Here is a 22525-nt window from a genome sequence, read left to right as displayed (position 1 = left end):
ACAAGCGCCTACGGGCTACTTCTAGCCGCAGGCGCTTTTATATTTATTGATTTTGTCACAACGGCATAGATTTACGAATGGCCGCAATTAACGTTTGCGCTCCGGTTGAGAGCAGGGTATCCACCCGCGTAAGAATACCTATCGGTTCGCCTGCGCTCTGGGTCGGCACGGGCAATGAGACCAGCGTTGCCTGGCGAAGATCCTCCTTAACCGCGCCAGAAGGGACGAACCAGACGTAATCGTAATCCACAGTCAGTTGACGTGATAACGATGCAGATAGTGTTTCGATGCATCCGGCAGGCAACTTGCATCCCTGGCTCTGTAATAGCGCTTCTGCATTCTGGCGCGGCACGGTGCCTTTTGGCGAGACGACAACCGGCCATTCCATGATTCGGCTGAGGGTAATCGTCTCCTGTAACAGTGGATGGCCTGGGCGTACGACCAGTTTCAGCGATTCTAAAAATAGCAGTTCATAATTTAAACCGCTCATTAGTTCTGGATCTGACATGCGACCAATACCCAGATCGATGTCACCTGATTTCAGACCTGCAAGCAGCATCGTATTGTTCATGGTGGCAACCTGCAAAGAGGTCGATTTTTGTTGTTGATGGAACCGGCCAATGACTGCCGGGAGGATACCTAGCGCCGCGGTAGGGAGCGCGCCAATACGTACCACATCGGTACTGGCGTCTTCTTTGCGATTCAGCGCTTGTCCGGCAGTATTTAATGCATCTAATACCTTTACCGCATGGGTCAAAAATTGTTCGCCGGGAACCGTTAATTGCGCGCCAAGGCGTCCGCGTTCAAAGAGGCGGGTTCCGGTGAGTTGTTCCAGTTCGTTCAGCGTCTTAGAGAGTGCTGGCTGGCTCAGGTTAAGGGTTTCAGCCGCGCGCCCCAGAGTTCCCTGTTGTGCAACGGCGACAAATGTATGAAGGTGGCGCAACCGAATGCGCTGACTAAACAGACCATTTTTTTCCATAAGCGATGTTAAAAACAGAGCCGTGCGAGTGACAAGTGAAGTTGTTTATTTTTGATAACTTGATAGCAAAATATTATTAACATTTTACCATTTCAAGTTACAACTATTTTATTTTGTTGGTGATTCAACCGCCGTGACGCGTGATAATCCTGGAGGTCGAGCGTTGAACACCGGGAATATGACAAATCACGCTAATCTGTTCGGCAATGATCACTTCAGGCGCGATCACACTTTGTAAATTCTTCTCCCCGGAATGGTCGAGGTTTTCTACACTCCAGGTAACATTCACTGGAGACATGACATTATGGCGAACACCATCACGGCAGATGAGATTCGGGAACGTTTTTCGCAGGCAATGTCGGCAATGTACCAGCAGGAAGTTCCGCAGTACGGTACGTTACTGGAACTTGTGGCTGACGTGAATCTGGCGGTGCTGGAAAATAATCCAAAACTGCATGAACAACTGGCAAATGCCGATGAACTGGCGCGGCTGAACGTGGAACGACATGGCGCTATTCGCGTTGGCAACGCAGACGAACTGTCTACATTACGTCGGATATTCGCTATCATGGGGATGTATCCTGTGAGCTATTATGACCTCTCACAGGCTGGCGTACCGGTGCATTCTACGGCGTTTCGTCCTGTTGATGACGCTTCGCTTTCTCGCAATCCCTTCCGCGTATTCACTTCGTTATTACGCCTGGAGTTAATTGAAGACACTGCATTGCGCCAGCGGGCGGCGGATATTTTAGCGCAGCGGGATATTTTTACGCCACGTTGCCGGCAATTATTGGATGAGTACGATCTACAGGGCGCTTTCAATCCTGCGCAGGCGGAAGTGTTTGTCCGTGAAACGCTGGAGACCTTTCGCTGGCATCGTCAGGCTACCGTTGATGAGGATACGTACCGCGCCTTGCATCGTGAACACCGCTTAATTGCGGACGTAGTCTGTTTTTCTGGCTGTCATATAAACCATTTGACGCCACGTACTCTGGATATTGACCGGGTACAGGCGATGATGCCGGAGTGCGGCATTACGCCGAAAACCCTTATCGAAGGTCCGCCACGCCGTGAAGTCCCCATTTTGCTGCGTCAAACCAGTTTTAAAGCTCTGGAAGAACAGGTGCTTTTCGTCGGTGAAAAGCAGGGTACACACACGGCACGCTTCGGCGAAATTGAGCAACGTGGCGTCGCACTGACGCCAAAAGGTCGTCAGCTCTATGATGAACTGTTACAAAAGGCGGGAACGGGTAAAGACAACTTCACACATCAACTCCATTTACAGGAGGTCTTTAATGCCTTTCCGGATAGTGAATTTTTGCTCCGTCAGCAGGGGCTTGCCTGGTTTCGCTATCGCCTGACACCGTCCGGTGAGGCTCATCGCCAGGCGATTCACCCTGGCGACGATCCGCAACCATTGATCGAACGCGGTTGGCTCATTGCGCAACCTATTACATATGAAGATTTTCTACCGGTTAGCGCTGCCGGCATTTTCCAGTCAAATCTGGGAAATGAAACGCAGGCCAGAGGCCATGGCAATGCCAGCCGCGATGCGTTTGAACAGGCGCTGGGGTGTCCGGTACTGGATGAGTTTTCACTCTATCAGGAGGCGGAGGAACGTAGTAAACGCCGTTGCGGTCTGCTTTAAAAACGGTAAGCTTCACGGGTTGTGAGGATGCTGTAATAAGGAAGGCGTTATGTTGAATCCCTCCATCCCATTAGTGGAAACGCGCCACGGTAAAGTCGTGGGTCTCGCAAAGGATGACATCCATATCTGGCGTGGTATACCTTATGCCGCGCCGCCAACAGGGGAACTACGCTGGCGTGCGCCACAGCCCGTTACGCCCTGGCAGGATGTGCGCCCGGCAGATTGTTTCTCCTGCGCCAGTTGGCAGGACATTACCTGGTGTCGCGAACTGGGCGGCGGCGATCCGGGAAATTTTTCAGAAGATTGTCTCTACCTGAACGTCTGGGCTCCTGCTGTGCGCCATGAACCCTTGCCGGTAATGGTCTGGCTACACGGCGGCGGTTATACCATTGGGGCGGGCAGTCTGCCACCTTATGACGGCTATGCACTAGCGAAGCGTGGCGCGATCGTGGTGACGGTGAATTATCGGCTTGGGCATCTGGGCTTTTTCGCCCACCCGGCGCTGGAAGGCGAAGAGGCGGAACGTCTCTATAATTTCGCTTTACTCGATCAAATCGCTGCGCTGCGCTGGGTACAGGATAATATTGCCGCGTTTGGCGGCGATACGCAAAATGTGACTCTTTTTGGCGAATCCGCCGGCGCCCGTAGCGTGCTGTCGTTAATGACCTCCCCCCTGGCGAAAGGACTCTTCCATAAAGCAATTATTCAGAGCGGTTATACGCTGCCGGATACACCCCGCGACGTGGCGCTCAAAAACGGCGTGGCGTTAGCGGAACATGTTGGCCTGGCCAATGCCACTGCCGCGCAGTTACGCGCTTTACCGGCGGAGTCGTTTTGGCCGTTGGGCGCGCCTTTTAGCATTGCGCCAACACCGATTTCCGGCGACGCAGTGCTGCCGCAACCGATGCTGGAGACTTTCTTTGCCGCTAAACAGCATCCGATGCCGGTAATGATTGGCTCGAATAGCGATGAAGCCAGCGTGATGGCGGTTTTTGGCGTCGATATTGCCGGAAAAATTCAAAAACTGCGCCGCGAGCGGCGTTTGGGGCTGGGGTTAATCCGGCTGCTTTATCCTGGCGTAAAGGGGGACGAAGCATTAGGGCGGCAGGTGTGTCGGGATATGGCGTTTACCACGTTGGGCTACGTCGTCATGCAGGCGCAGCAGCGGATCGGCGAACCGTGCTGGCGTTACTGGTTTGATTATGTCGCCGAAGCGGCGCATGACACCTATGCTAACGGCGCCTGGCATGGCAATGAAGTTCCGTATGTTTTTGATACGTTAACGCTGGCTGAACCTGCGTGTCATTATGTGAATGATAATGACCTTGCCTTTGCCTCTCAGGTTGCCGATTACTGGGTGAGTTTTGCTCGCCACGCCAGCCGGAAGTGTGACATGCTGCACGGTCCGGTTCGCTGGCCTGCTTGCGTTCGTGGGCGGGATCGCCTGTTACGAATTGGGTTGAATAAGTTTGCCGGTTTTAAAGTGGAAAATCGCTTTATGCGCGCGCGCCTGGCGCTGTTTAAACGTGTCATGAAACATCACGTTAGCCTTGATTAAGCTTTTCATAAACTGAAGAATGCCATTACCTGGTTTACATCCGATTCAGTCGGTTCTTATCGACATAAAAAATTTACGCTTTTGAACAGATTCCAGGCCACCCACAATTGGATTATTAATGAATTTTGTCTAGAGTGGGCGGTCAGAAACGGGCACACTCTTGCTGCTGAAAAAACCAGCGCGGGACCATTCACCAGACCAGAAGGACTCATTTTCAGGTATGAATCGTAGACGATTTATTAAAGGTTCAATGGCAATGGCCGCCGTGTGCGGTTCCAGCGGTATTGCGTCACTCTTTTCCCAGGCGGCGTTTGCCGCGGACTCCGACATTGCGGATGGTAAGACTGTACGCTTTGATTTTTCTATTCTGCAATCAATGGCCCAGGATTTAGCGAAAACCCCCTGGGGCGGCGCGCCGAAACCTCTGCCGGATACGCTCGCCAATCTGACGCCTCAGGCTTATAACAGTATCCAGTATGACGCGGCGCATTCACTGTGGAACAACGTTGCTAATCGGCAGCTCGATATCCAGTTTTTCCATGTGGGGATGGGATTTCGCCGTCGTGTACGCATGTTTTCCGTTGATCCGAAGACCCATCTTGCTCGCGAGATCCATTTTCGTCCGGCGTTGTTCAAATACAACGATGCAGGCGTTGACACGGCGCAGCTGGAGGGGCAGACCGATCTCGGTTTCGCCGGTTTCCGTGTTTTTAAAGCGCCGGAACTGGCGCGGCGCGATATCGTTTCCTTCCTTGGCGCCAGTTATTTCCGGGCGGTAGATGATACTTATCAGTATGGCCTGTCGGCTCGTGGACTGGCGGTAGATACTTATACTGACGGCCAGGAAGAGTTTCCCGACTTCACCGCATTCTGGTTTGACGCCGCAAAGCCGGGCGACACCACATTTACCGTTTATGCTCTGTTGGATAGCGCCAGCGTGACAGGCGCGTATAAGTTCGTGATCCATTGCGAAAAATCACAGGTGATCATGGATGTAGAAAACCATCTCTACGCCCGTAAAGACATTAAGCAACTTGGCATTGCGCCGATGACCAGTATGTTTAGCTGTGGAAATAATGAACGCCGGGTATGCGACACCATTCATCCGCAAATTCACGATTCCGATCGGCTGGCGATGTGGCGGGGTAACGGCGAGTGGATTTGCCGCCCGCTGAATAATCCGCAGAAATTGCAGTTCAATGCATATATGGACGACAACCCGAAAGGGTTCGGCCTGCTGCAACTCGATCGCGATTTCTCGCATTATCAGGATGTCATGGGCTGGTACAACAAACGTCCGAGCCTGTGGGTGGAGCCGCGCAGTAAGTGGGGGAAAGGAGCGGTTAGCCTGATGGAGATCCCAACCACTGGCGAAACTCTGGATAATGTGGTGTGCTTCTGGCAACCGGAAAAAGCGATTAAAGCCGGGGATACGCTGGCGTTCACCTACCGTTTGTACTGGAGCGCGCAGCCGCCCGTGCAATCGCCGCTTGCACGGGTCATGGCGACCCGCACAGGGATGGGCGGTTTCCCGGAAGGCTGGGCGCCGGGTGAACATTACCCGGATAAGTGGGCGCGCCGTTTTGCTATTGATTTTGTCGGCGGCGATCTGAAAGCGGCCGCGCCAAAAGGCATTGAGCCGGTGATTACACTTTCCAGCGGCGAGGCAAAGCAGATTGAGATCCTCTACGTTGAGCCGTTCGACGGTTATCGTATCCAGTTTGACTGGTATCCGACCTCAGATTCTACGGCACCGGTGGATATGCGTATGTTCCTGCGTTGCCAGGGCGAGGCTATTAGCGAAACCTGGCTGTATCAGTATTTCCCACCCGCGCCGGATAAGCGTCGTTATGTCGACGATCGTATCATGCGTTAGTCAGTTTATCTTCTGTACCGCCACAAAGGCGGTACAGGTCCCGGAAATAGCCCTGACATAAACTCACTCGTAAGCTGTCTGTTTTTGTGACACGGCCTTTCCATCGTTCCATTTTTGCAACAGTCCTTCCTGTTTATCCCTCTCGATCCCGCGAACAGGGAACATTAAGATAGCTTCACCTTATTTAAGATATAAAGTGAATATAATGAAAAAGAGTCTTCTTGGTGCTGTTCTGTCTCTGGGTTTGTTGAGTGCTGCTCATGCAGATGTATATAAATTTGATAATACGCATACCAATGCGGTATTTAATATTGATCATTTCCAGACCTCAACCAATCACGGCGGTTTTTATGCTATTAGCGGTGAACTAAAATATCAACCGGAAAAGCAAGTCGCAGAGATGCGCGTGACGATTCCCGTGAGCGCCTTAAATACTGGGGTGGATGCGTTTGATAAACATATCCGCAGCAGCGATATTCTGGATGCGGAAAAATACCCAGAAATAGTATTTGAATCGACAAAATGGCATTTTGCAGATAGTGAACCGGTTTCTATTGATGGTTTGCTAACAATGAAGGGGGTAACTAAGCCCGTCACATTAACGACCACGAAGTTTGGTTGTTATATGAGCCCGATATTCAAGAAGCAGGTTTGCGGCGGTGATTTTGTCACGCAAATAGATCGCACCCAGTGGGGTGTAGATTATCTGGTCGATATGGGGATGACGAAAGTTGTCGATATAAAAATCCAGGCAGAAGCGGTTAAGCAATAAAAGGAATTATAATGAAAAGTAGTCACCTCATTCGGGTAGTGGCCTCGCTGGCGATGCTGGCAACGTCAGGCCTGGCTTATGCTGAAGAGTACAAAGCCAGCACGGACGAAAAAACAATAAAAATGACGAACGTAGCCTCTCTGGAAGCGCGCGTTCAGGCCAGAATGGATAAAGGGGCATTTGGTTATATTCGCGGTGGAGCCGAAGATGAGAATAACCTTCGCAGCAACACTGAAAGCTTTGACAAAAAATATATTATGCCGCGCGTATTACAGGGCATTGAGTTAAAAGAGATCGATTTATCAACGCAGCTACTGGGTATTCCGCTTAAAACGCCAATAATCCAGGCGCCGATGGCGGCGCAGGGCCTGGCCCACGCCTCTGGGGAGTTGGCGACGGCGAAAGGCATGGCGCAGGTCGGTTCGATTTTCTCGTTGAGCACCTATGGCAACAAGACCATTGCAGACGTGGCGAAGGTTTCGGGGAAAAGTCCGTTCTTCTTCCAGCTTTATATGAGTAAGAATAATAAGTTTAATGAATTTATTCTTTCTCAAGCGGTAAAGCATGGCGCTAAAGCGATTATCTTAACCGTAGACTCACCTGTTGGTGGTTATCGGGAAGAGGATATTAAAAATGATTTCCAGTTCCCGTTGGGTTTTGCAAACCTGGAAATGTTCGCCAGAAAAAATGACGATGGTTCAAAAACCGGCAAAGGGGCGGGCATAAGCGAAATTTACGCACAGGCTAAACAAGCCTTTACGCCCGAGGATATCGCCTATGTACACCGAATTTCCGGACTGCCGGTTATTATAAAAGGCATTCAATCGCCGGAAGATGCCGAAATTGCTATCCAGGCTGGAGCAGCAGGAATATGGGTTTCTAATCATGGCGGTCGGCAATTAGATAGCGGGCCATCCTCATTCGATATGCTTCCTGCGATTGCGAAAGTCGTCAACAAACGGGTGCCTGTTATTTTTGATAGTGGAGTACGCCGTGGTTCGCACGTATTTAAAGCATTAGCCAGCGGGGCGGATATTGTGGCCATTGGACGCCCTGTATTATACGGACTCAATCTGGGAGGCGCACAGGGTGTGGCATCGGTGATTGAACAGTTAAATAAAGAACTGACGATCAATATGATGCTGGGTGGCGCCAGAAATATTGAGCAAGTGAAAAATACACGTTTATTATCTGAAAAAGATCTGTAGCAATAATAAAAAGGTTGGGTATCATACCCGACCTTTTTTACTGCTCAACGTTCCTGTCCCTGTGCTCAACAACGCCTCCGGTAGAAAATTACGCGCTCCGTTTCTTCAAATCCTAATGCCTGATGAACGCTCTGTGAAACCGTATTCTCCGGCGAGGTATCGGAAGCCATTTCCAGACAACCGTTAGCGGCTCCCCATTGTTCCACTGCTGCAATCAATTGTTTCGCTACGCCACGTTGGCGGCACGAGGGAAGAACAAAAATGCCTTCAAGAAAAGCCACGGGCGAACTGTCACAACCGTTGACATAATCATGACGAATTGACGCATCTGCAAAACCAATTACCACACCGCCATCCAGCGCAATAAAGGATGTCAGATGATCGGCTTGCAGGATTTCTTCACCGTCTGCCAGATGAGCGTCATCCGGGTGACCAGGCCAAAGCTGTTTTCGCAATTCGCGCCAGTGCTCCAGATCGGTTTTATTCATTTTTCTGATTTCCATTAACGCGCTCCTGCTGGCGGTTCTGGCATGATGAGGCGGCACCCCGCTTGTTGATAACGCCGGGCGATGGCAGACGGCAGAGCGCTGTCGCTAAGAATGGTGGTAATGCACGACAGCGTCGCAACCGCATGAGGTTCTACAGTATCAAATTTTGAGTGATCGGCCATCAATATAACCTCGCGTGAGCGCTGGATAATACGTGTTTTAACGCCGACTTCAAACATCGTGGCATTAGTAATGCCCGTTTCTATCGATAGTGCATCGCAGGAAATAAAGGCGCGTTCAACGGCAAACGCATTAATCATCTCCAGCGCCAGACTCTCGCCAACCGAAAAGTAACCGGGGCGAATAAGTCCGCCGATAATATAGCTCTCTACATGTGGAAAACTGCCCAGCTCATTGGCGATTTTAATGTCATTGCAAATCACTTTTACTTTGGCGTCGACCAGACATTTTGCCAGTTCCAGACACGTGGAGCCGGAATCAAGGAAAAAGCAGTCGCCATCCTTTATGAGCGTGCGGGCGAGGGCGGCGATTTCACGTTTTGCCTCACTTTGCAACGTCCGCTTAACGTCAAAGACGTATTCCTTATCTTCCGTGCTGTTATCAAAGTCAATGCAACCATGTCCGCGGACCATACCGGGATAACGACTGGCAATATAGTGGAAATCCCGGCGTACGGTTGCCTCAGCGTAACCAAAAAGCTCCATAGCCTGCTGTGTGGAGAGGTGCCGATGCTGCCAAAGATAATGCAACATCTGTTTGATACGGTCGGGGCGCTGTTGGCTCATCAGCATATGACTCCTTTATACCGCACTGAATTGTGACAACGTCACGTTGTAATCTGACGTGGTAAATAACGCACGGCCAACGACCAGATGTTGTGCGCCTGCCGCCGCGAGCAGCCGCGCGGCGCGAAGCGTAATACCGCCATCCGCCCAGCACGCCGCAGCAGGGAAATATTCTCTGCTCTGGCTGACTTTTTCACACATCGCGGCGATAAATTGCTGCCCGCATCCGTCGGGTTCGCTGGTCATAATCATCAGCGCATCCATCTGCGGCGCCAGATAGCGATAGGGCAACAGCGGTGTGCCTGGGTTAAACGCCAGCCCTGCTTTCGCCCCCATAGCGCGTATTTCCGCCAGAATTTCTGCGGGATACTGCACACTCTCAGCATGAATGAAAATCCAGCCGGGGCGGGTGGTTACAAGCCAGGGCAACCAGCGCTGTGGAGAGGAGACCATCAGATGAAATGAGAGTGGATGGCGAGTATATTGCGCAACTGCCTGGATGGTTTTCATGCCAAAGGTAATATTATTAATGAAACTGGTATCTTCGATATCCATATGCAGCGAGCCGAGAGGCGCGTTGTGCAACGCGGTCAGTACCTCGGCATAGCGTAGCGGATCGGCTGAGGCCAGCGAGGGATGCAGAATCATCGGAACCTCCCTCAGCGAAATGCCGTTAATTGAGCAAAGAGTGCAGCATCATTTGGCGCATCTTGCAACGGCACGACGTTTTCCGGCGTATCGAGCCACTGGCTGATGCGTTGAATGGTGCGAATATGTGTATCGGCGTCTGTGGCGCTGGCGCAAAGCAGCAACCAGATGGGATCACAATCCGTATTACCGAAGGCGACGGGTGTAGACAGCGTGGTGACGCTAATCTGGTTGTGGTTGGCGCCTTGCTCCGGTCTGGCATGTGGCAGCGCGATTCCTGGCGCGATAAGATAATACGGCCCCCATTTAAGCGTGTTCTCAATGATACCGTCCAGGTAGCAGGGGGCCGCAGCGCCGAAGGTAATCAGCGGACGAACGGCGATAGCCAGCGCGTGTTGCCAGTTGTCAGCATGGCGTTGCGCCTGAACCCACTTAACATCATTAATCATTGATCGTTGACTCCTTGCCGGTTCGGGTTACTCTAAAACCGATCCCCGTCGTGTCTTTTGGCGAAGGCGGCGGAGATCGGCAGAAGGGTTATCGCTCTCTGCAGGGGATAAGCGTTTGGCTTATCCCCATTTTATTGGCGGATATGGCGAACTTTCTCCATGAACTGCGTTACGCGCGCCTGGTCGACAAAGTTGGCGAAGACGCCGTCTTTTTTAAACGTGGTTGCCGTTACACACCCGTCGGCAATGCTGAGCTGCTCCTCGACATTTTCCAGGCAAACCCCGGTATTCGCCAGTACTACCGTATTGGGTACGGTCTCTTTTACCCGCTTTAGGATGGCGCTATCTGTACGGGCGCCCGCCGTCAGGCCAGAAACGCACAAAGCATCAGGGTTATTATTAAATACTGTCGATTTTGCAATTGAACAGACATCCCGGTTTCCCAGATACACAGCGGCTTCCGGAACGATGTTAAATAGCGTCTTTACCTGACCTGCGCCGATGCGATGCTGATGACGAATGGTTTCGCCGACATTGGTATCCCAGACGCCAAAATCGCTGGCATAGGCGCCGGTAAAAATTTCGCGAATAAATTTTGCGCCTGTAGCCATCGCCAAATCAAAAGAGGCGACGGGATCCCATAGCACATTTACACCAAACGGGACGCGAATTTCACTCATTAATTGCCCGATAATTCTTGCCATTGCGGCAGTGGTTTCCGGTCTGACATGTGTTAAATAAGGCAGACTGAACTCGTTGGAAAACATCACCGCATCCACGCCGCCGTTTTGTAGCGCCATTAAATCGTCATGGGCGCGGTCAATTACCCAGTTCATGCCTTTATCTGCATCGAATCCCGGATCGCCCGGCAGCGCCCGTAAATGGCACATGGCGATAACCACTTTCTCTGTTCCTATTACGTCTTTAAGCCAACTCATTCTGGGTTGCTCCTTATTCCGGTAGTTCACGTTTACGTAAGACAAGTACAATGCTGGCGACGATACCGACGACAATCACGACGCCAATAATGCCAAGCGACATCAGTTCAGATATTGACCAGCCAAACATATTACCCACCGACAGCGCGGTAATTTGCGTATTTTCAGCGGCAAAACTGAAGCCGCCTTTGAGCGCCATATCGGTAAAGTAGGGCGCGAACTGGGTGGCTATCAGCAGAACAGTGATCATGACAATGATGCCGCTTATCAGGGTACGGATCAGGTCACCGCGATGGATAACCGTGGCCATGCAGATAAAAAATGGCGCGACCGGTAAATCCGCCAGCGGCAGAACTTTGTTTCCCGGCAGGATGCTCGCCAGAATTAACATAATGGGAATTAACAGTAATCCGACGGCGATGGTCGTCGGGTGACCTAACGTTACTGCGGTATCCAGACCGATAAAGACTTCGCGTCCTTTAAAGTGCTTCTGAAAGAACTTACGCGCGCCGTCGGAGATGGGCATTAACCCTTCCACGATGAGGCGGATCATTCGCGGGAACAGCACCATAATTGCCGCCACGGTAATCATTAAGGTTGCGCACCCTTTAAAACCTTCGCCGGCGGCGAGACCGAAGATCAGCCCAAGAACAACACCAATAATCACCGGGTCGCCGATCATCCCATAACGTTTTTGGATCTCCTGAGCGTCAATATTACGTCCTTTCATAAACGGGATTTTTTCGTATATCGCATCCAGCAATACGAACAACGGCACGGAACTGGAGCCATATCCTTGCGGGATAGAAATCCCTTCCAGCCCGACGATATTTTGCACCCGCTTCGCCGTCCAGTCGGCCATTTTTAATGACAACGCGGCATGGCAAATGGCACCCAGCACGCCATAGATCAGGCTGCCAGTCATCATTTGAGCAACCGTTCCGGTAATGGCGTAGTGCCAGTAGTTATAAATATCAACGTTCATGGTTTTCGTCAGGCGAGTCACCAGCATACCGACGTTGAGCAGAAAGATAATAGGGATGATCATTGCGCCGATGGCCGTCGCATAGCCGACGCCGGACGCCGGACCGGCGCCGACATCAAAGACATGTAACGTCAGGCCAAAACGCTCAATCATCACTTTAATCGGCGGACTGAGACTGTCGATCGCCATAACGATCACCAGCCCCATACCGATAAAGCCGATGCCAACCGTTACCCCAGCTTTCACCGCCTGAAGCCATGGGATACGAAAGATTAAGCCAATGATAATCATAATGATGGGCACAAATACGGTACCGCCGAGAGACAGGATGTAATCAAACATGATGCCCCCTTTATTGCGTTAACAGTGCCTTGATTTCTTGTTTCAATGCGTCGTCATTGATGCCTGTCAGCAGGGCGGCGCCGTTGAGCGTCGGGATGCCGTAGTCATTTTGTGTACGCATAGACGTTACGATGAGATCCATTCCGTTACAGTTAAGCGGGATCTCATTCAGACAGCATTGCGCCGTGGTTGCCGCAATACCTTGCTCTGAGAGAAAGTCCTGCAATTTTTGCGCAATCATGGTGGATGTCGACATGCCGGTACCACATGCCACAAGGATCTTTTTCATCATTGTCGTGCCTCTTGTGTAGTGCCTGTTTCAGGCTCAATAGGAAACTGTTCTGGCGACATTTTGGCCAGAGCAGTCAGTAAACGAATACAATCGGCCAGGTCGCGCAGACTGGCGACTTCGGCGGGCGAATGGGTATAACGGCAGGGAATAGAAAGACTGGCGCAGGGAATGCCGTCCAGTTCAACCTGAATGTAGCCTGTCTCGGTGATGACGCCTGGCGCGACTTCTCGCTGAACGGGAATATGATTTTCGTGCGCGGTCGTCTCCAGCATCCGTAGCAAACGCGGCGGCGTAATAAGCCCCGCCAGCGTGCCGCGTCCGTGATAGTTCAGGCAGGTGAGACCGACACCGTGGTTGACCCGTATGTCCGAATAATCCTGCAGATCTGGCGTGTCGCAGGAGGGGGTAATATCAATACCTATCGCCAGATCGGGCCGTACCCGGCGTAAAACGGGAACAATACCACGGATATTGAACTCTTCCTGCACCGAGGCGACCAGGAACACGGCGATATCAAGCGGCGTGGAAGCGAGGGCTTCTGCGACGCCCAGTAGCGCCGTACACCCCAATCTGTCGTCTAGCGCCTTACTGCATACCAGATCATTGCCCAGGCATTGCGGAGGGTTATAAAGCGTTACCGGTGTCCCCACCTGAATACCCATTTTTTCAGCATCCGCTTTATCTTTCGCGCCGATATCAATCCAGAGTTTATCGAGCGCGGGAGGCAGGGTACGCTCGTCACCTTTCGCGAAGTGATAAGCTTTAATGCCGATGCAGCCCATGACATTGCCGGTGCGTCCGGCAAGCGTCACAATCGATCCGGGCATGGTAATTTGCGCCGGGCCGCCCACGCGTTCAAACCGTAAAAAACCGGAGGGTTCAATTTTTCGCACCATAAAACCGACTTCATCCATATGCGCGAAAATCATCAGGCGCAGGGCGTCAGGTTTATCGCTGCCATAGCGGGCGACAACGTTACCTAAGCGATCCCGCCAGACTTCTTTGGCCTGCTGTTCAAATGCGTGCTGTATTACGTTTGCAATGCTGCTTTCATGACCCGAAATCCCATTTAGCCGTAATAATGAAAAAAGTGTTTCCTGCACAGAAAAAGACATTGGCGTCTCCGTCGATGATAAAACAATCAGTCACTGAGCGTTTTATAGGCGGAGAATGGTTGGATAAGTGTGAAATATGTCACGCGAAAATGCGCTAAATATAACCAGTAAAAAATAATGTGATGGCGATACAATAAAAACGCTCATGTCGCCTGCGAGTTATCGGTAAACCAGGCTATTTATGTGATCACGGCTAACAACGAGAAAGGGCAATGCGATGACGGAAATTATTCCTGTGAACACGACGCTGGAACTGCGAGCGGTAGAGGAAAGCCATGTTCCGGCACTGCACCAGTTGGTGCTTAAGAATAAAGCGTGGTTACAGCAGTCGCTGGACTGGCCACAATATGTCACTTCTCAGGAAGAAACGCGTAAGCATGTCCAGGGCAATATGCTGTTGCACCAGCGTGGTTACGCCAAAATGTATCTGATTTTTTACCATGATGTCGTGGCGGGCGTTCTCTCATTTAATGTCATCGAACCGTTAAACAAAACCGCGTATATCGGTTACTGGCTGGATGAGTCCCTCCAGGGACAAGGGATAATGTCGCAATCATTACAGGCGCTGGTAACACATTATGCCCGGCGTGGAGAGCTCCGGCGCTTCGTCATTAAATGCCGGGTCGATAATCTGGCCAGTAATGCGGTCGCCCGACGCAACCATTTTATTCTGGAAGGTTGTATGAGGCAGGCAGAGTATCTTAACGGCGATTATCATGACGTTAATATCTATGCCCGCATTATTGAATGCGGTTTAAAGTGAACCAATTAAGGGCGTGCGAGTAATATGCTCCTCGCCATTAATCACTTTTGGACCGCGAAGGTGAATGGTATTGCCGTCAAAGGCCATCACCGCTGCCCGTCCGGTAATTTCAACATGGTGCTCAATCACCATTTCGCCCTGAAGACAGGCATGACCTTCAATTAACACGCGGTCGTCCAGTAGAATCGGGCCGCCGCGTACCTCAGCATGTCCGCCTACCAGGACATGATGCTTTAACACACAGTTGCCTTCAATGAATGCATGCTCTGCGACCTGCGAGCTATAACGCAGAGTAGGAATCGCATCTTCCTCTGTACCGGCGATAACTCGCGCATGACCATAGACCCTGGCGCAGTCACAAATCCAAACGTTATTTTTTTGATTGCCTTCTATCAGCGCGAAGTCAAAAACTTCCGCCCTGTGTTCAATAAAAGCGTGCGTGATGATGGCGTCGCCATAAAGCTGGACTTGATGCACAACCCGTGAATACCGTAGGGTAACGCGATCGTAAATTCGCAGAATCTGCGCATGTTCACGCGTTAACCCCTGCACGGCGAACACGTCTGACTGGTTTAACACACGGGCATCGCCATAAATCGCACATTCACCGCGTACGGTAGATGACTTAATAGTGACGTTGTCACTGATACAGGCGCCATCGCTGATATTAGCGCGATCAATCCAGACGCTATCGCCTATCCGCACATGGTTATAAAGTATACATGGCTGTGTGATACGCGCATTGCCCGAAATTTGCGTTCCAGCGAAAGCCATTGTATTTTCATCATAAATCCAACAGTTCCCCTGCTGCGACAGTACGCTCTCCGCATCAACCCAGCCGCCGGGTGTACCGGCTTTAACATCGTTAAAATCCGTTTCAGCAATAAGTTGTCGCAGTAGGACGCTTTTTTTCTCACCATCTACCTGATAAGTAAACGCCTGGGATTTTTCACTCAATCGATATTTGGTCATAGGGAATTTCCGTGTCAACGATTAAGATAACCGTAGCAAAGATACTGGCGAAACCACCAGAAATTCCATAAAATGCATTTCAAATATACTTTATAAATTAAACAAAATGCGTAATCACAAGCAGAGCAATCGTGTTCTCAATCTGCCTGCCGGCTATTTTGGCATCGTTCTTGGCACTATCGGAATGGGATTCGCCTGGCGTTACGCCAGCCAGATATGGCCAGTAAGCCACTGGCCCGGCGACATTATGGTGATCCTGGCAATGATTGTCTGGGGACTGTTGACCCTGGCGTTTCTGAGTCGGCTGGTGCGCTTTCCTCATAGTGTGCTGGCTGAAGTACGACATCCGGTAATGAGCAGTTTTGTCAGCCTGTTTCCCGCCACCACGATGTTGGTCGCGATGGGGTTTATTCCCTGGTCTCGACCGCTGGCGGTGGCATTGTTCAGCATTGGCGTCGTGATACAACTGGCATACGCAGCCTGGCAGACAGCCGGGCTTTGGCGCGGCGCGCATCCGGAAGAGGCGACGACGCCAGGGCTTTATCTGCCGACGGTGGCGAACAATTTTATCAGCGCTATGGCCTGTGGGGCGCTCGGCTACAATGATGCCGGGCTGGTATTTTTAGGTGCGGGCGTCTTTTCGTGGTTAAGTCTGGAGCCGGTTATTTTACAGCGATTACGTAGCTGCGGCGAATTGCCGGCGGTATTACGTACTTCACTGGGGATCCAACTGGCGCCTGCGCTGGTTGCCTGTAGCGCCTGGCTAAGTGTGAATGGCGGGGAGGGCGACACAGTAGCGAAAATGTTATTCGGCTATGGTCTGCTGCAGCTTTTATTTATGCTGCGATTAATGCCCTGGTATTTATCACAACCGTTTAATGCCTCCTTCTGGAGCTTTTCTTTCGGCGTTTCTGCGCTGGCGACCACGGGATTACACCTTGGTCACAGCAGTGAATCGGGGCTTTTCCATGTGCTGGCGCTTCCCCTGTTTATTTTCACTAACGCCATTATCGCCTTACTACTGGTGCGTACATTTCTATTGCTGGTGCAGGGGAAGCTGCTCATTCGCTCTGAGCGCGCTGCACTCTTGAAAACGGAGGAAAAAAATGACCGTTCGTGACGAAAATTATTTTACTGAAAAATACGGTTTAACCCGCACGCATTCCGAGGTACTGGCTGCAGCGAAGGTCGTCGCGCCGGGCCGGACGCTGGATTTAGGGTGTGGCAATGGTCGCAATAGTCTGTATCTGGCCGCGAACGGTTATGACGTTACCGCGTGGGATAAAAATCCTGTCAGTATGGCTAATCTTGAGCGTATTAAAGCGACAGAGGGGCTGGATAATCTGCAAACCAGCATCGTCGATCTGAATACTCTGTCGTTTGATGGCGAATACGATTTTATTCTCTCGACAGTGGTCATGATGTTTCTTGAGGCGCAGACCATCCCCGGTTTACTCGCCAATATGCAACGCTGTACAAAACCCGGCGGTTACAATTTAATCGTCGCGGCTATGGATACCGAAGATTTTCCCTGTACAGTGGGATTCCCGTTTGCCTTTAAAGAAGGCGAATTACGCCGCTATTACGAGGGGTGGGACATGCTGAAATATAACGAAGATGTCGGCGAACTTCACCGCACAGATGAAAACGGCAACCGTATCAAACTGCGTTTTGCCACCATGCTGGCGCGGAAACCTGTCTGACCAGGATAATCGAGGTAAGTCTTTCGGCGTTCGGCATTTTTTCTGGCGAACGCCGCACGCAAATTGTGCTGTCGCTACCATTTTTAGTGCATCCAAAATGATTTCGTTTTGCTATGATTTTTTTTTGCATCATTGCGAAGACTAAAGGGATCGTTTCATGCGTACTCATACTTTATTTAAAGTTGCAGTGCTTACTGGCTTGCTGGCGTTATCCGGGTGTGCATCCAAAATCACACAGCCGGATAAATATTCTGGATTTTTAAAAAACTACTCGGATCTGAAGGAAACCACCTCCGCCACGGGGAAACCTGTATTGCGTTGGGTTGATCCAAATTTCAATGATTCTCACTATGACAGCATTGTTTATAATCCGATAACGTATTATCCGGTGCCTAAACCAACGACCCAGGTAGGGCAGCAGGTGCTTGATAAACTGCTGGCTTATACTAATACCAAAGTGAAATCGGCGATTGAACAGCGCAAACCATTGGTGACGAAACCTGGGCCGCGCAGTTTAATTTTCCGTGGCGCAATTACAGGCGTTGATACCAGCAAAGAGGGATTGCAGTTCTATGAAGTGATTCCTGTGGCGCTGATTGTGGCGGGCACGCAAATGGCGACGGGTCACCGGACAATGGATACCCACCTCTATTTTGAGGGTGAGTTGATTGATGCCGCTACCAACAAGCCGGTCGTCAAAGTGGTGCGCCAGGGCGAAGGACAGGACCTGAGCAACGCGAACACGCCGATGGCATTTGACACGTTGAAACAGGTTGTGGATGACATGGCAACAGATACTTCAATGTTTGACGTTAACAAAAAATAATATTGTTGCGCCATCAAAAGATGGCGCACACTCCTTTTAACCAGGCAATAACAGGCGACGACATCTCGTTAATATTACGTAGCCGATCCCACCGGCGATCACCCCCCAGAATGCCGATCCGATACCTGTCAACGTTAGCCCGCTTGCGGTGACGAGAAACGCGATAATTGCCGCGTCGCGCTCTTTTTCGTTGGTCAGCGCCTGATACAAACTACCGCTAATGGTATTTAATAAAGCCAGGCCCGCAAGCATTTGTACCCAGCTAACCGGCAGGGCAGCCATCAGACTGGTTATCGAACCGCCAAGCCATCCGGCGAGTAAATAAAATACACCTGCTGCGGCAGCGGCTAACCAGCGACACTTTGGATCAGGATGCGCGTCCGGACTCTGGCAAATGGCAGCGGTAATGGCGGCAATGCAGATGGAATAGACACCAAATGGTGAAAGCAGCAACGCCATCACGCCGGTAAAAACGATTAACGGGGAAACAGGAAGCTGATAGCCTGACGCTTTCATGGTAGCGACGCCAGGGGCATTTTGTGACGCCATCGTGACCAGGAAGAGCGGTACTGCGACACTCAGACTGTGAGCAAGTGAAAAATGGGGAGCCACAAAGACAGGCAGCGCAGGGGCGAAATGAACGCCGCTCACAGTTAATTTTCCCTGAATAAACGCCGTCAGTATTCCTGCCAGCATGGCGGCAATCACGGCATATCGGGGAGCAGATACTTTAAAGAGTAGCCATGCCAATAACATACTGCCGCTTATCAAAAACTCTTCGTTAAGTGTCCCGAAGGCCTGCAGCCCGAAACGTAGCAGTATGCCAGCCAGCATCGCGGCGGCGAGAGAGTGGGGGATTATGCGCATCAGACGCGCAAACAGGCCGGTGACGCCGCACAGTACAATAAGCGCATTAGCGACAATGAATATACCCACGGCGTCTGGCAACGATACTCCCTGAAGTCCGGTCACCAACAAAGCGGCGCCAGGTGTCGACCAGGCGGTTAAAACCGGTGCACGATACCATAAAGTTAATACCAGTGTGCTTATTCCCATCGCTATACCAAGGGCAGTCATCCAGCCTGCGATCTCTTCGGCAGTTGCGCCAGTGGCAAGCGCCGCCTGCCAGATAAGGGCAGCAGAGCTTGCATAGCCGACCAGAACGGCGACCAGACCCGATAGTAAAGTAGGTAATGGCAGTGAGACCAGACGCATAATTGCCTCTTGTGCGTTATAACGGTCAATCAATGTAGCATTGTGCGTTATAGCGCACAAGTGATACGCTCGTGTTTTACAGGAGGAGAAAAATGGATAACCTGACACACTATCTGGCAACCACGTTAAGAGCGTTACGCCAACAGCGAGGCTGGAGTTTATCGCGTCTGGCAGATGTCTGCGGCGTATCAAAAGCCATGTTGGGCCAGATCGAACGTAATGAATCCAGCCCGACGGTCGCTACGCTGTGGAAAATCGCGACTGGCATGAATGTTCCATTTTCAATATTTATCTCGCCTCCGCAGGCTGAGTTTCCACCGGCATTCGATCCTCAACAACAAGCGATGGTGATAACGCCGCTATTTCCCTGGGACCCTGAACTCTGTTTCGACCATTTTTCTATATTGCTGGCGCCAGGCGCAGTCAGCGAATCGACGCCACATAAATCCGGCGTTATCGAACATGTGGTCGTGATTCAGGGGCGGCTGGACATGTGTACTGGGGGGGCATGGCAAACAATAGACACAGGTAAAGGTCTGCGTTTTGCCGGCGATGAGGCGCATACTTACCGTAACAGCAGTGATCAGACGGTTCATTTTCACTCGCTAATCCATTACCCACGCGATTAGGCGGGAAAACTATTTCGTTAGTTTGCGCTTCTGACTACAATAGCCGCTATTTTGCTGCTATTGGATAAGAAAGACTGTATGCGCCAGCAACCTCATCATCTCGAACTATTAAGTCCGGCCCGTGACGCGGCGATCGCCCGCGAAGCGATTTTGCATGGCGCGGATGCCGTCTACATTGGCGGGCCGGGTTTTGGCGCACGTCATAATGCCAGTAACAGTCTGCGCGATATCGCCGACCTGGTGCCGTTTGCCCATCGTTACGGCGCTAAGATTTTTGTCACGCTCAATACGATTTTGCATGATGATGAACTGGAGCCCGCGCAACGGTTAATTACGGATTTATACGAAACTGGCGTGGATGCGCTGATTGTACAGGATATGGGGATTCTGGAACTGGATATCCCACCGATTGAGCTGCACGCCAGCACCCAGTGCGATATTCGCAGCGTGGAAAAAGCGAAGTTCCTTGCTGATGTCGGCTTTTCACAGATCGTACTGGCGCGCGAACTTAACTTAAGCCAGATAGCGGCTATTCATCAGGCTACCGACGCCACGATTGAGTTCTTTATTCATGGCGCTCTGTGTGTCGCTTATTCCGGACAGTGTTATATTTCTCATGCACAAACCGGGCGCAGTGCTAATCGGGGCGACTGTTCACAAGCCTGCCGCTTACCGTATACGTTGAAAGACGATCAGGGGCGGGTGGTGTCTTACGAAAAACATCTGCTGTCGATGAAAGATAATGATCAGACCGCAAACCTCAGCGCGCTGATCGACGCTGGTGTACGTTCCTTCAAGATTGAAGGTCGTTATAAAGACATGAGCTATGTCAAAAATATCACCGCGCATTATCGCCAGATGCTGGACGCGATTATTGAGCAGCGCGACGATCTGGCGCGTGCGTCGGCTGGCCGGACCGAACACTTTTTTATCCCCTCCACGGAGAAAACCTTCCATCGCGGCAGCACTGACTATTTTGTTAACGCGCGTAAAGGCGATATTGGCGCATTCGACTCGCCGAAATTTATCGGGTTGCCGGTAGGCGAGGTCCTTAATGTCGCGAAGGACTATCTTGATGTGGCAGCCACGGAGCCGTTAGCCAATGGCGATGGCCTGAATGTGTTGATTAAGCGTGAAGTGGTAGGGTTCCGCGCCAATACGGTCGAAAAAATGGGCCATCACCGTTACCGCGTTTGGCCAAATGAAATGCCCGCCGACCTGCATAAAGTCCGGCCGCATCATCCGCTGAATCGCAACCTGGACCATCACTGGCAGCAAGCGCTGACAAAACCCTCCAGTGAGCGTCGTGTGGCGGTAGATATCACGTTGGGCGGCTGGCAGGAACAGCTTATTCTGACGTTAACCAGTGAAGACGGCGTGTCCGTCACGCACACGCTTGATGGGCCGTTTGCAAAGGCCAATAACCCTGAAAAAGCGTCAGATAACCTCAAAGATAGTCTGGCGAAGCTGGGGCAAACGCTCTACTACGCTCGCGATGTACAGGTGGCATTGCCAATGGCATTATTCGTGCCGAACAGCCTGCTCAATCAGTTTCGCCGGGAGGCGACAGACATGCTGGATACAGCGCGTCTGGCCCATTATCAACGAGGCCGCCGGAAACCCGTAGCGCAGCCTGCGCCCGTCTATCCACAAACGCATCTCAGCTTTCTTGCTAATGTGTACAACCACAAAGCGCGGGAATTTTATCACCGTTATGGTGTACAACTTATTGATGCGGCTTATGAGGCTCATCAGGAAAAGGGCGATGTCCCGGTTATGATCACCAAACATTGTCTGCGTTTTGCGTTCAATCTCTGTCCAAAACAGGCGAAAGGAAATATTAAGAGCTGGAAAGCAACGCCGATGCAGTTGGTGCATGGTGATGAGGTGCTGACGCTAAAATTTGACTGCCGGCCTTGTGAAATGCATGTGATTGGCAAAATTAAAAACCATATCTTGAAAATGCCGCAGCCCGGCAGCATTGTCGCTTCAGTCAGCCCTGAAGCGCTGATGAAAACGCTGCCGAAGCGCAGAGAGGTTTAGTTAACGGAAATGGCTATCTGGTTTGCGCGATTTCTGCCAGTTATGGTGCTCGCGCAAGCCTTCCGCTGATTCTTCCGCCGCCGCCCGTAGCTCGTCGCTGTCGGCTTCATGTCTGAGCTGATGCCCTCCCGTTGCAAACCATACACACTCATGGCCTTGCTGTTTCGCCAGTAACTGACCTGAGAACAACGCGCAGGTAAGTAAGACTACTGATAACGCTTTTGTAAACATCATGCCACCTTCCAGTTACGTAGTAAGGTTATGATGCCA

Annotated in this window: 24 protein-coding genes; 11 read left to right on the top strand and 13 right to left on the bottom strand. The window is 51.3% G+C overall.

Going from position 1 to position 22525, the window contains the following annotated elements:
* Positions 1-55: 55 nt before the first annotated feature.
* Complete coding sequence (locus SBG_RS07515) at positions 56-979, bottom strand: LysR substrate-binding domain-containing protein (RefSeq protein WP_000414261.1); 924 nt, start codon at positions 977-979, stop codon at positions 56-58.
* A 124-nt stretch (positions 980-1103) separates the two neighbouring features.
* Entirely contained in the window at positions 1104-1277 is a 174-nt protein-coding gene (locus SBG_RS22810) for a hypothetical protein (RefSeq protein WP_020844301.1), read from the bottom strand.
* A gap of 6 nt (positions 1278-1283) precedes the next feature.
* Between SBG_RS22810 and hglS the strand changes: the two genes are divergently transcribed.
* From hglS to SBG_RS07490, 5 genes are all read left to right on the top strand, one after another.
* Positions 1284-2627: a 2-oxoadipate dioxygenase/decarboxylase HglS gene (gene hglS, locus SBG_RS07510; RefSeq protein WP_000024107.1), complete on the top strand. Its 1344-nt coding sequence runs from the start codon at positions 1284-1286 to the stop codon at positions 2625-2627.
* 49 nt (positions 2628-2676) lie between these two features.
* Positions 2677-4185: a carboxylesterase/lipase family protein gene (locus tag SBG_RS07505; protein ID WP_000934002.1), complete on the top strand. Its 1509-nt coding sequence runs from the start codon at positions 2677-2679 to the stop codon at positions 4183-4185.
* A gap of 220 nt (positions 4186-4405) precedes the next feature.
* On the top strand, positions 4406-6061 hold the full coding sequence (locus SBG_RS07500) for a glucan biosynthesis protein D (RefSeq protein ID WP_001081937.1): 1656 nt from the start codon (positions 4406-4408) through the stop codon (positions 6059-6061).
* A gap of 196 nt (positions 6062-6257) precedes the next feature.
* Positions 6258-6833, top strand: coding sequence for a YceI family protein (locus tag SBG_RS07495; RefSeq protein ID WP_001024331.1), 576 nt, complete (start codon positions 6258-6260; stop codon positions 6831-6833).
* 11 nt (positions 6834-6844) lie between these two features.
* Positions 6845-8041: a lactate oxidase gene (locus tag SBG_RS07490; protein ID WP_000842513.1), complete on the top strand. Its 1197-nt coding sequence runs from the start codon at positions 6845-6847 to the stop codon at positions 8039-8041.
* Positions 8042-8106: 65 nt separating this feature from the next.
* On the opposite strand, the gene aac(6') is transcribed toward SBG_RS07490, so the two are convergent.
* The 8 genes from aac(6') to SBG_RS07450 form a co-directional block, all read right to left on the bottom strand.
* Entirely contained in the window at positions 8107-8544 is a 438-nt protein-coding gene (gene aac(6'), locus SBG_RS07485; protein ID WP_000405803.1) for a cryptic aminoglycoside N-acetyltransferase AAC(6')-Iy/Iaa, read from the bottom strand.
* Positions 8544-9335, bottom strand: a complete 792-nt coding sequence (locus tag SBG_RS07480; RefSeq protein WP_015702882.1) for a DeoR/GlpR family DNA-binding transcription regulator — start codon at positions 9333-9335, stop codon at positions 8544-8546. The genes aac(6') and SBG_RS07480 overlap by 1 nt, the downstream gene beginning before the upstream one ends.
* Before the next feature lie 15 nt (positions 9336-9350).
* The gene (locus tag SBG_RS07475; RefSeq protein ID WP_000600621.1) at positions 9351-9983 is read right to left on the bottom strand and encodes a ribulose-phosphate 3 epimerase family protein; all 633 of its coding nucleotides are present in this window, start codon (positions 9981-9983) and stop codon (positions 9351-9353) included.
* 11 nt (positions 9984-9994) lie between these two features.
* A complete protein-coding gene (gene sgcA, locus SBG_RS07470; protein ID WP_000606450.1) occupies positions 9995-10432 on the bottom strand; it encodes an SgcA family PTS sugar transporter subunit IIA in 438 nt (145 codons plus the stop codon).
* Between the two features lie 131 nt (positions 10433-10563).
* Positions 10564-11370, bottom strand: coding sequence for a BtpA family protein SgcQ (gene sgcQ / locus SBG_RS07465; protein WP_000118607.1), 807 nt, complete (start codon positions 11368-11370; stop codon positions 10564-10566).
* Between the two features lie 13 nt (positions 11371-11383).
* The gene (sgcC, locus tag SBG_RS07460) at positions 11384-12697 is read right to left on the bottom strand and encodes a PTS sugar transporter subunit IIC SgcC (RefSeq protein ID WP_000460830.1); all 1314 of its coding nucleotides are present in this window, start codon (positions 12695-12697) and stop codon (positions 11384-11386) included.
* A gap of 10 nt (positions 12698-12707) precedes the next feature.
* Positions 12708-12989 carry a PTS sugar transporter subunit IIB SgcB gene (gene sgcB / locus SBG_RS07455; protein WP_000976133.1) on the bottom strand — a complete coding sequence of 94 codons (282 nt, stop codon included), beginning with the start codon at positions 12987-12989 and terminating at the stop codon, positions 12708-12710.
* Positions 12986-14104, bottom strand: a complete 1119-nt coding sequence (locus tag SBG_RS07450) for a M42 family metallopeptidase (RefSeq protein ID WP_000010836.1) — start codon at positions 14102-14104, stop codon at positions 12986-12988. Before SBG_RS07450 ends, sgcB begins: the two co-directional genes overlap by 4 nt.
* Before the next feature lie 217 nt (positions 14105-14321).
* On the opposite strand from SBG_RS07450, the gene rimL reads away from it, so the two are divergent.
* A complete protein-coding gene (gene rimL, locus SBG_RS07445; RefSeq protein ID WP_000135000.1) occupies positions 14322-14867 on the top strand; it encodes a 50S ribosomal protein L7/L12-serine acetyltransferase in 546 nt (181 codons plus the stop codon).
* Here rimL and ydcK read toward each other — a convergent pair.
* The gene (ydcK, locus tag SBG_RS07440) at positions 14859-15839 is read right to left on the bottom strand and encodes a YdcK family protein (protein WP_000170591.1); all 981 of its coding nucleotides are present in this window, start codon (positions 15837-15839) and stop codon (positions 14859-14861) included. The genes rimL and ydcK overlap by 9 nt on opposite strands.
* Before the next feature lie 106 nt (positions 15840-15945).
* On the opposite strand from ydcK, the gene tehA reads away from it, so the two are divergent.
* The 3 genes from tehA to SBG_RS07425 all read left to right on the top strand — a co-directional run bounded on the left by tehA (position 15946) and on the right by SBG_RS07425 (position 18368).
* Positions 15946-16959 (top strand): dicarboxylate transporter/tellurite-resistance protein TehA, encoded by a 1014-nt coding sequence (gene tehA, locus SBG_RS07435; RefSeq protein ID WP_001244005.1) that lies wholly within the window; start codon positions 15946-15948, stop codon positions 16957-16959.
* On the top strand, positions 16946-17542 hold the full coding sequence (gene tehB / locus SBG_RS07430) for a tellurite resistance methyltransferase TehB (RefSeq protein WP_000218286.1): 597 nt from the start codon (positions 16946-16948) through the stop codon (positions 17540-17542). The genes tehA and tehB overlap by 14 nt, the downstream gene beginning before the upstream one ends.
* 157 nt (positions 17543-17699) lie before the next feature.
* On the top strand, positions 17700-18368 hold the full coding sequence (locus tag SBG_RS07425) for a DUF3313 domain-containing protein (RefSeq protein ID WP_001259014.1): 669 nt from the start codon (positions 17700-17702) through the stop codon (positions 18366-18368).
* Between the two features lie 36 nt (positions 18369-18404).
* Here SBG_RS07425 and SBG_RS07420 read toward each other — a convergent pair whose 3' ends face one another.
* On the bottom strand, positions 18405-19583 hold the full coding sequence (locus tag SBG_RS07420; protein WP_001241699.1) for a benzoate/H(+) symporter BenE family transporter: 1179 nt from the start codon (positions 19581-19583) through the stop codon (positions 18405-18407).
* 92 nt (positions 19584-19675) lie between these two features.
* On the opposite strand from SBG_RS07420, the gene SBG_RS07415 reads away from it, so the two are divergent.
* The gene (locus SBG_RS07415; RefSeq protein WP_000369535.1) at positions 19676-20212 is read left to right on the top strand and encodes a helix-turn-helix domain-containing protein; all 537 of its coding nucleotides are present in this window, start codon (positions 19676-19678) and stop codon (positions 20210-20212) included.
* A gap of 78 nt (positions 20213-20290) precedes the next feature.
* Positions 20291-22255 carry a peptidase U32 family protein gene (locus SBG_RS07410; RefSeq protein WP_001249737.1) on the top strand — a complete coding sequence of 655 codons (1965 nt, stop codon included), beginning with the start codon at positions 20291-20293 and terminating at the stop codon, positions 22253-22255.
* Here SBG_RS07410 and SBG_RS07405 read toward each other — a convergent pair whose 3' ends face one another.
* Entirely contained in the window at positions 22256-22486 is a 231-nt protein-coding gene (locus SBG_RS07405; protein WP_015702880.1) for a DUF2554 family protein, read from the bottom strand.
* Between the last annotated feature and the right edge of the window lie 39 nt (positions 22487-22525).

It is taken from the genome of Salmonella bongori NCTC 12419, assembly GCF_000252995.1.
In the GTDB taxonomy this organism is placed as follows: Bacteria; Pseudomonadota; Gammaproteobacteria; order Enterobacterales; family Enterobacteriaceae; genus Salmonella; species Salmonella bongori.
This window is presented reverse-complemented; position numbering and strand designations above follow the sequence as displayed.

Excerpts from the sequence above, each read along its gene's own strand:
- SBG_RS07515 (WP_000414261.1), bottom strand. The coding sequence starts at position 979 with ATGGAAAAAAATGGTCTGTTTAGTCAGCGCATTCGGTTGCGCCACCTT.
- SBG_RS22810 (WP_020844301.1), bottom strand. The coding sequence starts at position 1,277 with ATGTCTCCAGTGAATGTTACCTGGAGTGTAGAAAACCTCGACCATTCC.
- hglS (WP_000024107.1), top strand. The coding sequence starts at position 1,284 with ATGGCGAACACCATCACGGCAGATGAGATTCGGGAACGTTTTTCGCAG.
- SBG_RS07505 (WP_000934002.1), top strand. The coding sequence starts at position 2,677 with ATGTTGAATCCCTCCATCCCATTAGTGGAAACGCGCCACGGTAAAGTC.
- SBG_RS07500 (WP_001081937.1), top strand. The coding sequence starts at position 4,406 with ATGAATCGTAGACGATTTATTAAAGGTTCAATGGCAATGGCCGCCGTG.
- SBG_RS07490 (WP_000842513.1), top strand. The coding sequence starts at position 6,845 with ATGAAAAGTAGTCACCTCATTCGGGTAGTGGCCTCGCTGGCGATGCTG.
- SBG_RS07480 (WP_015702882.1), bottom strand. The coding sequence starts at position 9,335 with ATGAGCCAACAGCGCCCCGACCGTATCAAACAGATGTTGCATTATCTT.
- SBG_RS07475 (WP_000600621.1), bottom strand. The coding sequence starts at position 9,983 with ATGATTCTGCATCCCTCGCTGGCCTCAGCCGATCCGCTACGCTATGCC.
- sgcA (WP_000606450.1), bottom strand. The coding sequence starts at position 10,432 with ATGATTAATGATGTTAAGTGGGTTCAGGCGCAACGCCATGCTGACAAC.
- sgcQ (WP_000118607.1), bottom strand. The coding sequence starts at position 11,370 with ATGAGTTGGCTTAAAGACGTAATAGGAACAGAGAAAGTGGTTATCGCC.
- sgcC (WP_000460830.1), bottom strand. The coding sequence starts at position 12,697 with ATGTTTGATTACATCCTGTCTCTCGGCGGTACCGTATTTGTGCCCATC.
- sgcB (WP_000976133.1), bottom strand. The coding sequence starts at position 12,989 with ATGATGAAAAAGATCCTTGTGGCATGTGGTACCGGCATGTCGACATCC.
- SBG_RS07450 (WP_000010836.1), bottom strand. The coding sequence starts at position 14,104 with ATGTCTTTTTCTGTGCAGGAAACACTTTTTTCATTATTACGGCTAAAT.
- rimL (WP_000135000.1), top strand. The coding sequence starts at position 14,322 with ATGACGGAAATTATTCCTGTGAACACGACGCTGGAACTGCGAGCGGTA.
- ydcK (WP_000170591.1), bottom strand. The coding sequence starts at position 15,839 with ATGACCAAATATCGATTGAGTGAAAAATCCCAGGCGTTTACTTATCAG.
- tehA (WP_001244005.1), top strand. The coding sequence starts at position 15,946 with ATGCGTAATCACAAGCAGAGCAATCGTGTTCTCAATCTGCCTGCCGGC.
- tehB (WP_000218286.1), top strand. The coding sequence starts at position 16,946 with ATGACCGTTCGTGACGAAAATTATTTTACTGAAAAATACGGTTTAACC.
- SBG_RS07425 (WP_001259014.1), top strand. The coding sequence starts at position 17,700 with ATGCGTACTCATACTTTATTTAAAGTTGCAGTGCTTACTGGCTTGCTG.
- SBG_RS07420 (WP_001241699.1), bottom strand. The coding sequence starts at position 19,583 with ATGCGTCTGGTCTCACTGCCATTACCTACTTTACTATCGGGTCTGGTC.
- SBG_RS07415 (WP_000369535.1), top strand. The coding sequence starts at position 19,676 with ATGGATAACCTGACACACTATCTGGCAACCACGTTAAGAGCGTTACGC.
- SBG_RS07410 (WP_001249737.1), top strand. The coding sequence starts at position 20,291 with ATGCGCCAGCAACCTCATCATCTCGAACTATTAAGTCCGGCCCGTGAC.
- SBG_RS07405 (WP_015702880.1), bottom strand. The coding sequence starts at position 22,486 with ATGTTTACAAAAGCGTTATCAGTAGTCTTACTTACCTGCGCGTTGTTC.